The sequence below is a fragment of the Streptomyces sp. CBMA156 genome (assembly GCF_014596515.1).
In the GTDB taxonomy this organism is placed as follows: Bacteria; Actinomycetota; Actinomycetes; order Streptomycetales; family Streptomycetaceae; genus Kitasatospora.
On the sequence record NZ_MSJQ01000296.1, the window covers coordinates 1 to 12,375 of the forward strand.

General features: G+C 75.4%; 1 protein-coding gene. It reads right to left on the minus strand.

Features of this window, described 5'->3' with window-relative positions; genetic code table 11:
- Nucleotides 1–12,375 (minus strand): type I polyketide synthase (locus BU198_RS42570; protein WP_223244951.1); only part of this gene is annotated, 12,375 nt, incomplete at both ends.

Here is a 12,375-nt window from a genome sequence, read left to right on the forward strand (position 1 = left end):
GGCGGCGGGGCCGTCGGGCGCACCGTCGGGCGCGGCCAGCAGCACCGTGCCGACGACGTCGGGCACGCCCTCGACCGCGTCCAGGATCCGGGCCGCGAGCGCGGCCCGGTCGAGGTCCGCCGGGTCCAGCGCGAGGTGGACGGTGCCCGCTCCGGCGGAGCGGATCGCCGTGCGCACGCCCTCGGCGAGCTCCGGGTCCGCCCCGTCGAGGACGACCACCAGCCAGCTGCCGTCCAGTTCGGGCTCGGCGACCGGCACGGGCTTCCAGGTGACCTGGTAGCGCCAGTTGTCCAGCACCGAGTCCTGGCGGCGCAGCCGGCGCCAGGAGGAGAGCGCGGGCAGGATCTCGCCCAGCACCCGGGCGTGCTCGCCGAGGCGCAGGGTGCCCGCCAGCTCGTCCAGGTCCTCGCGCTCGACGGCCTCCCAGAAGCGGGACTCCACGGCGTCCCCGGACGGCACCGGCGCGGGCGCCGGGGTCGGCCAGAACCGCTCGTGGTGGAAGGCGTACGTCGGCAGGTCCACCCGCCGGCCGCGCGGCAGGACCGCCGGCCAGTCCACCTCGGCACCGGCCGTCCAGAGCCGGGCCAGCGCGTGCAGCGCGGTCCCGGCCTCATCGCGGTCGCGCCGCATCACGGGGGCGAACACGGCCTCGGAGACGGTCTGCTGGGCCATCGCGCACAGCACGCCGTCCGGGCCGAGCTCCACGAAGCGGGTGACACCCTCGCGGTGCAGGGTCTCGACGCCGTCGGCGAAGCGGACGGCCTCGCGGACCTGGCGCAGCCAGTAGTCGGGGGTGGTGAGCAGCCCTGGCCCGGCCGTCGAGCCGGTCAGGTTGGAGACGATCGGGATGCCCGGCTCGTTGAAGGTCAACTCGGCCAGGACGGCGGCGAATTCGGCGAGCATCGGCTCCATCAGCGCCGAGTGGAACGCGTGCGAGACGGCCAGCCGCCGGGTCTTGCGGCCCTCGGCCCGCCAGCGCTCGGCGAACTCCTCCACCACCTCGGCGGGGCCGGAAACCACCACCGAGGAGGGCCCGTTGACGGCCGCGACATCGAGGCGGCCCTCCAGCGCCGCCACGACCTCGGCCTCGGCGGCCTGCACGGCGAGCATCGCCCCGCCCTCGGGCAGTGCCTGCATCAGCCGCCCGCGCGCCGCCACCAGCGCACACGCGTCGGCCAGCGAGAACACCCCGGCGACGTGCGCCGCCGCGATCTCACCGATCGAGTGCCCGAGCAGGAACTCCGGTGCCACACTCCAGGATTCGAGCAGCCGGTACGAGGCGACCTCGACCGCGAACAGCCCGGCCTGCGCCCACACCGTCCGGTCAAGATCCTCCGCGCCCTCGAACACCACGTCCTTCACCGGACGGTCCAGCAGCAGGTCGAACTCCGCGCAGACCGCGTCGAAGGCCTCGGCGAACACCGGGAACGCCTCGTACAGTTCGCGGCCCATGCCGGTCCGCTGGGCGCCCTGGCCGGTGAACAGGAAGGCCACCCGGCCCTCCCGTACGGTGCCGGTGACCACGGCCGGCGAGAAGGCCTCCGCGGCGAGCGCCCCGGCGCCGGAGGCAAGCGCGTCCCGGTCGCCGCCGAGCACGACGGCGCGGTGCGCCAGCCCGGCCCGTCCGGTGGCCAGCGACCAGGCGGCGTCCACCGGGTCGTGGCCGGGTGCGGCGTCCAGGTGCGCGGTGAGCCGTTCCGCCTGGGCCCGCAGCGACTCGGCGCTCTGTGCGGAGAGCAGCCACGGCAGCCCGCCCGCCGGCACAGCAGCCGGGGGCTCCGTCGGGTCCGCGGCCGGGGCGGACTCCAGGATGATGTGGGCGTTGGTGCCGCTGATCCCGAAGGACGAGACGCCGGCCCTGCGCGGGCGGTCCGTCTCGGGCCACGGGCGGGACTCGGTGAGCAGTTCCACCGCGCCGGCCGACCAATCGACCTGCGGCGAGGGCTCGCCGACGTGCAGGGTGGCCGGCAGCACGCCGTGCCGCATCGCCAGCACCATCTTGATCACGCCCGCGACACCGGCGGCGGCCTGGGTGTGCCCGATGTTCGACTTGATCGAGCCCAGCCAGAGCGGCTCGCCCGCCCGATCCCGGCCGTACGTCGCCAGCAGCGCCTGCGCCTCGATCGGGTCGCCCAGGGTGGTGCCCGTGCCGTGCGCCTCCACCGCGTCCACCTCGCCGGCGGACAGCCCGGCGTTGGCGAGCGCCTGCCGGATCACCCGCTGCTGGGCGGGGCCGTTCGGTGCGGTGAGGCCGTTGGAGGCGCCGTCCTGGTTGACCGCGCTGCCCCGGACCACCGCGAGCACCCGGTGCCCGTTGCGGCGCGCGTCCGACAGCCGCTCGACCAGCAGGACGCCGACGCCCTCGCCCCAGCCCGTGCCGTCCGCGCCGGCCGCGAAGGCCTTGCAGCGGCCGTCGGCGGCCAGGCCGCCCTGGCGGTCGAACTCGCTGAACACCCCCGGCGTGGACATCACGGTGACACCGCCGGCCAGCGCCAGTTCGCACTCGCCGCGGCGCAGTGCCTGGGCCGCCAGGTGCAGGGCGACCAGCGAGGCCGAGCAGGCCGTGTCGACGGTCAGCGCCGGGCCTTCCAGCCCGAAGGCGTACGCGACCCGGCCGGAGAGCACCGCGGCCGCGTTGCCGGTGGCGACGTGGCCCTCGACCTTGTCCGCCGAGGCGGCGAGCAGCGTCGGGTAGTCCTGGCCGTTGGTACCGGCGAAGACGCCCACCGACTGGCCCCGCGCGGACCTCGGGTCCAGGCCGGCCGACTCGAAGGTCTCCCAAACCGTCTCCAGCAGCAGGCGCTGCTGCGGGTCCATCGCCAGCGCCTCGCGCGGCGAGATGCCGAACAGCGTCGCGTCGAACTCAGCGGCGCCGTCGAGGAAGCCGCCGACGGCCGCGTACGATCCCGACCGGGCGGCCAGGTCCCAGCCGCGGTCGGCGGGGAAGCCGGTCATCGCGTCCCCGTCACCGGAGAGCAGCGACCACAGGGCCTCCGGGGTCCGGGCACCGCCGGGGAACCGGCAGGCCATGCCGACGATCGCGATCGGCTCGTCCTCGGCGGCGAGGGCCGCGGTGCCCGGCGCCGGTGCCGGGTCGGCCGAACCGTACAGCTCGGCGCGCAGGAACTCGCCCAGGGCGATCGGCGTCGGGTGGTCGAAGACCAGCGTGGCCGGCAACTGGAGGCCGGTGCGGGCACCGATCAGGTTGCGGAAGGCCACCGCGGTCAGCGAGTCGAAGCCGATGTCGCGGAAGGCCCGGCCCGGTTCGACGCTCGCGCTCGACGCGTGCCCCAGCACCGCCGCCGCGCAGGCGCGGATCAGGTCCAGCAGGGCCCGGTCGCGCTGGGCGGCGGGCAGGTCCGCGAGCACCCGCGCTCCGTCCGGCCCCTGTGCCCCGACCGGTTGGGCCCCGGTGTGATCGGCCTGCCCGGCCCGGCCCGCTTCGGGGAGTTCGGCCAGCAGCGGGCTGGTCCTGGCGCCGGCGAAGGCGGGCAGCATCCGTGCCCAGTCGACGTCGGCGACCGCCACGAAGTCCTCGCCGTGGTCGACGGCCCTGGCCATCGCCTCCATCGCCAACCGCGCGTCCATCGGCGTCAGTCCGGCGCGCCGGACCCGGTCGGCCACCACCTGCCCGGTGGCCATGCCCTGTTCCGCCCAGGCGCCCCAGGCGATCGAGAGTCCGGCGAGGCCGCGGTCGCGGCGCTGCTGGATCCAGGCGTCCAGGAAGGCGTTCGCGGCGGCGTAGTTGCCCTGCCCCGCACTGCCCAGGGTGCCCGCCAGCGAGGAGAACACCACGAACAGGTCCAGACCCAGATCCGCGGTCAGCTCGTCCAGGTGGACCAGGCCGCCGACCTTGCCCGCATACACCGTCTCGAAGCGCTCGGGAGACTGCGAGTCCAGCACACCGTCGTCCACCACACCGGCGGTGTGCACGACACCGGTCAGCGGCAGCCCGGCGGGGATCTCCGCCAGCAGCGTGGCGACCGCGTCGCGGTCCGCCACGTCGCAGGCGGCGACCGTCACCCGGGCGCCCAGCGCCGTCAGCTCCGCGACCAGGGCGTCCACGCCCGGAGTCTCGCTGCCGCGCCGGCCGGTCAGCACCAGGTGCGGCGTGCCGCGTTCGGCCAGCCAGCGGGCCACCGACGCACCCAGCGCACCCAGACCACCGGTCACCAGCACCGTGCCGGACGGCGTCCAGGCGGCGCCGCGGCCCGCAGGCTGCGGCGCGTGCACGAACCTGCGGCCGTACACGCCCGAGGAACGCACCGCGACCTGATCCTCCGCACCCCCGAGCACGGCCGCCAACCGGCGCCCGGCCCGCTCGTCCACCACCGACGGCAGATCGACCAACCCACCCCACACATCCGGCAGTTCCAGCGCCGCCACCCGGCCCAGACCCCAGACCTGCGCCTGCGCCGGATCGGCCGGCCGGTCCGCGCGACCGGTCGAGACCGCACCGGCCGTCACCGTCCACACCTTGGCGCGGACGCCCGCGTCGGTGAGGGCGTGCAGCAGGGTCAGCGTGGCGGCCACCCCGGCCGGGACCAGCGAGCCCTCGGCGTGCGGCTCCTCGCCGGAAGCCAGCGAGACCACGCCCGACAGCTCACCCTCGGCGGCCAATGCGCCGATCCGAAGCGCCAGTTCCTCCCGTCCGGCACCGTAAGCGGCCAGCGGCACGACCTCGGCCCCGGCCGCGACCAGCGCCGCCCCGACACCCTCCAACGGCGCACCCGCGCCCGTCACCAGCAGCCAGCGGCCGGACAACCGCCCGTCCGCCGGAGCGGCCAGCGGCTTCCACACCACCCGGTACCGCCAGGAGTCCACCACCGAATCCACCCGGCGCCGCTGCCGCCACGAGGACAGCACCGGCAGCACGGAGCCCAACTCCTCGGGGGCCTGGGCGATGTCCAGGGCGGCGGCGAGTTCGCCGAGGTCCTGGCTCTCCACGGCCTGCCAGAAGCGGGCCTCGTCCGGGTCGGTGACGGCGGTCCCGCCGGGCACCACCTTCGGCCAGTAGCGGTCCCGCTGGAAGGCGTACGTCGGCAGCGGGGCCGGGCGGCCGGCGGGCAGCAGCCCGGACCAGTCGATCTCCGCCCCGGCCGTCCACAGCGTGGCGAGCGCCCGCAGCGCCGTCTCGCGGTCGTCCCGGTCCTTGCGCAGCAGCGGCGCGCAGACCGCGCCGGGGAGGATCCGGCCGGCCAGCGCCGTCAGCACACCGTCCGGGCCGAGTTCCACGAAGCGGGTGACGCCCTCACCGTGCAGGGTCTCGACGCCGTCGGCGAAGCGGACGGCCTCGCGGACCTGGCGGACCCAGTAGTCGGGGGTGGTGAGCAGGCCGGCCGAGGCCGTCGAGCCGGTCAGGTTGGAGACGATCGGAATGCCCGGCTCGTTGAAGGTCAACTCGGCCAGGACGGCGGCGAATTCGGCGAGCATCGGCTCCATCAGCGCCGAGTGGAACGCGTGCGAGACGGTCAGCCGACTGGTCTTGCGGCCATCGGCCCGCCAGCGCTCGGCGAACTCGTCGACGACCTCCGCCGGACCCGAAACCACCAGCGAGGTCGGCCCGTTGACGGCCGCGACATCGAGGCGGCCCTCCAGTGCCGCCACGACCTCGGCCTCGGCGGCCTGGACAGCGAGCATCGCCCCGCCCTCGGGTAGCGCCTCCATCAGCCGGCCCCGCGCCGCCACCAGCGCACACGCGTCGGCCAGCGAGAACACCCCGGCGACGTGCGCGGCCGCGATCTCACCGATCGAGTGCCCGAGCAGGAAGTCCGCTGTCACGCCCCGGGATTCGAGCAGCCGGTACGAGGCGACCTCGACCGCGAACAGCCCGGCCTGCGCCCACACCGTCCGGTCAAGATCCTCGGCGCCCTCGAACACCACGTCCTTCACCGGACGGTCCAGCAGCAGGTCGAACTCCGCGCAGACCGCGTCGAAGGCCTCGGCGAACACCGGGAACGCCTCGTACAACCCGCGCCCCATACCGGTCCGCTGCGCGCCCTGACCGGTGAACAGGAACGCCGTCCGCCCCTCCGCCGTGACGCCCGGGACCACCTGGGCCGACGGCTCGCCCGCCGCCAGCGCGGCCAGGCCGTCCAGCAGGGCCGCCCGGTCGCCGCCGAACACCACCGCGCGGTGGTCCAGCGCGGCCCGGGAGACCAGTGCCCTGGCCACCTCCACCGCTCCGAACCGCGGCTCAGCCGCCAGGGATTCGGCCAGCCGGCCGACCTGCGCCGCCAGTGCGGCGGCCGACCGCCCCGACACCGGCCACGGCAGCACACCCTCGACGGCCACCGGCTCCTCGGCCGCGACCGCCGGCGCGGCCTCCAGGATCACGTGGGCGTTGGTGCCGCTGATCCCGAAGGACGAGACGCCCGCCCGGCGCGGCCGGTCCAGCTCCGGCCACGGGCGGGACTCACTCAGCAGCTCCACCGCGCCCGCCGACCAGTCCACCTCCGAGGTCCGCCGGTCCGCGTGCAGGGTGGCCGGCAGCACGCCGTGGTGCATGGCCTGCACCATCTTGATCACACCCGCGACACCGGCCGCCGCCTGGGTGTGGCCGATGTTCGACTTGATCGAGCCCAGCCAGAGCGGCTCGCGCGTCCGCTCCCGGCCGTACGTCGCCAGCAGCGCCTGGGCCTCGATCGGGTCACCCAGCTTGGTGCCCGTCCCGTGCGCCTCCACCGCGTCCACCTCGGCGGCCGACAGCCCGGCACTGGCCAGCGCCTGCCGGATCACCCGCTCCTGCGAAGGCCCGTTCGGCGCCGTCAGACCGTTCGAGGCGCCGTCCTGGTTCACCGCCGAACCCCGCACCACCGCCAGCACCTCGTGCCCGAGCCGCCGGGCGTCCGAGAGCCGCTCCAGCACCAGCACACCGACGCCCTCCGACCAGCCGGTGCCGTCCGCCTCGGCCGCGAAGGCCTTGCAGCGGCCGTCCGCCGCCAGCCCGCCCTGCCGGGCGAACTCGGCGAAGGCGGTGTTGGTGGACATCACGGTGACACCGCCGGCCAGCGCCAGTTCGCACTCGCCGCGGCGCAGCGCCTGAGCCGCCAGGTGCAGGGCGACCAGCGAGGAGGAGCAGGCCGTGTCCACCGTCATCGCCGGGCCTTCGAGCCCGAACGCGTACGCCACTCGGCCGGAGAGCACCGACGCGGCGTTGCCGGTCAGCACGTGCCCCTCGACCTCCTCGTCCGAGGCGGCGAGCAGGGTGCCGTAATCCTGGCCGTTGGTGCCGACGAAGACGCCGACGGGGGCCCCGTGGACGGACAGCGGATCGGTGCCCGCCGATTCGAAGGCCTCCCAGGACGCCTCCAGCAGCAGCCGCTGCTGCGGGTCCATCGCGAGCGCCTCGCGCGGCGAGATGCCGAACAGGCTCGCGTCGAAGTCGGTCGCGTGCCGCAGGAAGCCGCCCTCCGGCGCGTACGCCCCGGTGTCGCGGTCGAGGTCCCAGCCGCGGTCGGTCGGGAACGGACCGACGCCGTCCACGCCGTCGGCCAGCAGCTGCCACAGCTCGGCGGGCGTGCCGACGTCGCCGGGGAAGCGGCAGCTCATGCCGACGATCACGACCGGCTCGTCGGTCCCGGCCGGGGCCGGGGCCATCGCCTCGGTCAGCAGGGTGTCGTCGCCGAGCATCAGGCCGAGCAGGTGGTCGGCGAGCCGGGTCGGCGTCGGGTGGTCGAACACGAGCGTCGTCGGCAGCCGCAGGGTCGTCTCGGCGCTGATCCGGTTGCGCAGTTCGACGGCGGTCAGCGAGTCGAAGCCCAGTTCCCGGAAGGCCCTGGCGGGCGCCACCGCGTCGGCCGAGGCGTGGCCGAGCACGGACGCGGCCTGGGCCCGGACGATGTCGAGCAGCAGCTGGCGGCGCTGTCCGGCCGGCGCCGAGGCCAACTCGGAGCGCACCGGCGCGGCGGCGTCGGCCCCGGCGGCCGCGGGCCGTGCGGCGGCTTCCGGAAGGTCCGCGAGCAGGGCGCTCGGGCGGGAACCGGTGAAGCCGCCGAGGAACTGCGGCCAGTCGATGTCAGCGACGCTGACGTCGGTCTCGTCCTGGTCGACGGCCCTGGCCAGGGCCTGGATCGCCGACTCGGGGTCCATCGGCACCACGCCGCCGCGGCGCAGCCGCTCGACGACCACCTCGCCGGTGGCGAGACCGTCCTGCGCCCAGGCGCCCCAGGCGATCGAGAGTCCGGCGAGGCCGCGGTCACGGCGCTGCTGGATCCAGGCGTCCAGGAAGGCGTTGGCGGCGGCGTAGTTGCCCTGCCCGGCACTGCCCAGGGTGCCCGCCAGCGAGGAGAACACCACGAACAGGTCCAGGCCCAGATCGGCGGTCAGCTCGTCCAGGTGCAGCAGACCGCCGGCCTTGCCCGCGAAGACGGTCTCGAAGCGCTCGGGAGACTGCGAGTCCAGCATGCCGTCGTCCACCACACCGGCGGTGTGCACGACACCGGTCAGCGGCAGCTCGGCGGGGATCCCCGCCAGCAGCGTGGCGACCGCGTCGCGGTCGGCGACATCGCAGGCCGCGACGGTCACCCGGGTGCCGAGGCCGGTCAGTTCGGCCACCAGCTCGGAGGCACCCGGGGTCTCGCCGCCACGGCGGCCGGTCAGCACCAGGTGCGGCGTGCCGCGTTCGGCCAGCCAGCGGGCCACCGACACACCCAGCGCACCCAGACCACCGGTCACCAGCACCGTGCCGGACGGCGTCCACACACCGCCACGGCCCGCGGGCTGGACGGCCCGGACGAACCTGCGGCCGTACACGCCCGAGGAACGCACCGCGACCTGATCCTCCGCACCACCGAGCACAGCCACCAACCGGCGCCCGGCCCGCTCGTCCACCACCGACGGCAGATCGACCAACCCACCCCACACATCCGGCAGTTCCAGCGCCGCCACCCGGCCCAGACCCCACACCTGCGCCTGCCACGGGCTCGCCAGCCGGTCGGCCCGGCCCACCGAGACCGCACCGGCCGTCACCGTCCACACCTTGGCGCGGACGCCCGCGTCGGCGAGGGCCCGCACCAGCGTCAGCGTCGCCGGCACGCCGGCCGACACCGGAGAGCCCTCGGACTCCGCCGTGGCGACCAGCGAGAGCACGCCCGCGAACTCACCCTCGCTCGCCAACTCGACGATCCGAGCCGCCAGTTCCTCCCGGCCCGTGCCTCCGGCGGCCAGCGGCACGACCTCGGCCCCGGCCGCGACCAGCGCCGCCCCGACACCCTCCAACGGCGCACCCGCACCCGTCACCAGCAGCCAGCGGCCGGACAACCGCCCGTCCGCCGGACCGGCCAGCGGCTTCCACACCACCCGGTACCGCCAGGAGTCCACCACCGAATCCACCCGGCGCCGCTGCCGCCACGAGGACAGCACCGGCAGCAACGACCGCAGCGCACCGTCCTCGTCCAGCTCCAGGGACTCCGACAGCTCGGCCAGGTCGCCGCGCTCGACGGCGTCCCAGAACCGGGCCTCGGTCGGGTCGCCCTCGGCCGCCACGGCCGCCGCCTCCAGCCAGTAGTGCTCGCGCTGGAAGGCGTAGGTCGGCAGCTCGATGCGACGGCCGGCGGGCAGCAGCGACGCGAAGTCGACGGCCACACCGGCCGTCCAGGCCTCGGCCAGCGCCGCGAGCAGCTGCTCGGGGCCGCCCTGGCCACGCCGCAGGGTGCCCAGCACGGCCGCCTCGGCCTCGACCGAATCGGCGGTCTCCTGCACGCCGACGGTCAGCACCGGGTGCGGGCTGCACTCCACGAACACCGACCGGCCACCGGCCAGCAGCGCACGCGTCGCCTCCTCGAAACGGACCGGGGAGCGCAGGTTGTCGAACCAGTACCCGGCGTCCATCCGCACCGTGTCGATCGGCGTGCCGGTCAAGGTGGAGAAGAGCGGCACCGTGGAGGTGACCGGGGCGACCTCGGCCAGGTCGTCCAGGATGCGCTCACGCAACCGGTCGACCTGGGCGGAGTGCGAGGCGTAGTCGACGGGGATGCGGCGGGCCCGGACCTCACGGGACTCGCAGAGCACCATCAAGGCGTCCAGCGCGTCCGGTTCACCCGACACCACCGTCGAGGACGGGCCGTTGAAGGCCGCCACCGAGATCCGGCCGTCGAAGGACACGATCAGCTCCTCGACCACCACACTGCCCGCCGCGACGGACACCATCCCGCCGCCACCGGCCAGTTCGATGATCGCCTGGCTCCGCAGCGCCACCACCCGCGCACCGTCCTCCACGGACAGCGCACCGGCGACCACCGCGGCCGCGATCTCGCCCTGCGAGTGGCCCACCACCGCCGAGGGCCGGACCCCGTGGGCCCGCCACACCTCGGCCAGCGACACCATCACCGCCCAGAGCACCGGCTGGACCACATCCACCCGGTCCAGCTCGGCCGCCGAGCGCAACACGTCGGTCAGCGACCACGGCACGTACGGCGCCAGCGCCGCCTCACACTCCGCCAGTCGCGCCGCGAACACCGGTGAGGCCTCGGCGAGTTCACGAGCCATGCCGACCCACTGCGAACCCTGCCCCGGGAACACGAACACCACATCGCCCGGCACCACCCGGCCCCGCACCACACCCTCGCCGCCGAGCACGGCCAGCCCGTCCAGCAGCGTGGTCCGGTCCGCGCCCAGCACCACCGCACGGTGCTCCAGCCCCGCCCGGGACAACAGCGACCCGGCGACATCGGACACCGCCAACTCCGCACGCTCCGCGGCGAACTCCCGCAGCCGCTCGGCCTGCCCGGCCAGCGCGGCCGGCGTCCGGCCGGACAGCAGCCACGGCACCGGACCTTCGACAGCCGGAGACTCGGCGGGCTCGATGGCCGGCACGGATTCGAGGATGACGTGGGCGTTGGTGCCGCTGATGCCGAAGGAGGAGACGCCCGCGCGGCGCGGCCGGCCGGCCTCGGGCCACGGACGGGCCTCGGTGAGCAGTTCCACCGCGCCGGCCGACCAGTCCACGTGCGGGGACGGCGCGTCCACGTGCAGGGTCGCCGGCAGCACCCCGTGCCGCATCGCCAGCACCATCTTGATCACACCCGCCACGCCGGCCGCGGCCTGGGTGTGCCCGAGGTTCGACTTGATCGAGCCCAGCCACAGCGGCCGGTCGGCGAACCGGTCCTGACCGTAGGTGGCCAGCAGCGCCTGCGCCTCGATCGGGTCGCCCAGCTTGGTGCCCGTCCCGTGCGCCTCCACCGCGTCCACCTCGGCGGCCGACAGCCCCGCACTGGCCAGCGCCTGGCGGATCACCCGCTCCTGCGAAGGCCCGTTCGGCGCCGTCAGACCGTTCGACGCACCGTCCTGGTTCACCGCCGAACCCCGCACCACCGCCAGCACCTCGTGCCCGTTGCGCCGGGCGTCCGACAGCCGCTCCAGCACCAGCACACCGACGCCCTCCGACCAGCCGCTGCCGTCGGCCGCGGCCGCGAAGGCCTTGCAGCGGCCGTCGGAGGCCAGCCCGCCCTGGCGGCTGAACTCGGTGAACACCGCGGGCGTGGCCAGCACGGTGACCCCGCCGGCCAGCGCCAGGTCGCAGTCCCCGGAGCGCAGCGCCTGCGCCGCCTGGTGCATCGCCACCAGCGACGAGGAGCAGGCGGTGTCGACGGTGACCGCCGGGCCCTCCAGGCCGAAGGTGTACGACACCCGGCCGGAGGCGATGCTGCCCGCGTTGCCGGTGCCCAGGAAGCCCTGGACCTCGTCCGGGACGGCTCCGCCGCCGGTCGCGTAGTCGTGGTACATCAGGCCGGCGTAGACGCCGGTCCTGCTGCCGCGCAGCGAGGTCGGGTCCAGGCCCGCGCTCTCGAAGGCCTCCCAGGAGGCTTCCAGCAGCAGCCGCTGCTGCGGGTCCATCGCCAGCGCCTCGCGCGGCGAGATCCCGAACAGCCCGGCGTCGAACCGGGCGGCGTCGTGCAGGAAGCCGCCCTCGAAGACGGTCGCGGAGCCCGCGCTCTCGCCGGCGTACACCGCGGCGACGTCCCAGCCCCGGTCGGTCGGGAAGGAGGAGATGCCGTCCCCGCCGGCGGCCAGCAGCTCCCACAGCCGGTCCGGGTCGGTGACGCCGCCGGGGTAGCGGCAGCTCATGCCGACGATCGCGATCGGCTCGTCGAGGGCGACCGTGGCCGCGGCGGGCTTCGCCGCGGCGGCGGCCGGTCCCGCCGGGCGCGCGCCGAGCAGCCGGCCGCGGACGAACTCGGCCAGCACGGCCGGGGTCGGGTGGTCGAACACCAGGGTCGCGGGCAGCCGCAGGCCGGTGACTTCCTGGAGCCGGTTGCGCAGCCGGACCGCGAGCAGCGAGTCGAAGCCGAGGTCCTTGAAGGCCCGCCCCGGCTCGACGGCGGTCGCGCTCGCGTGGCCGAGGACGGCGGCGACCTCGGTGGCGAGCAGCTCGGT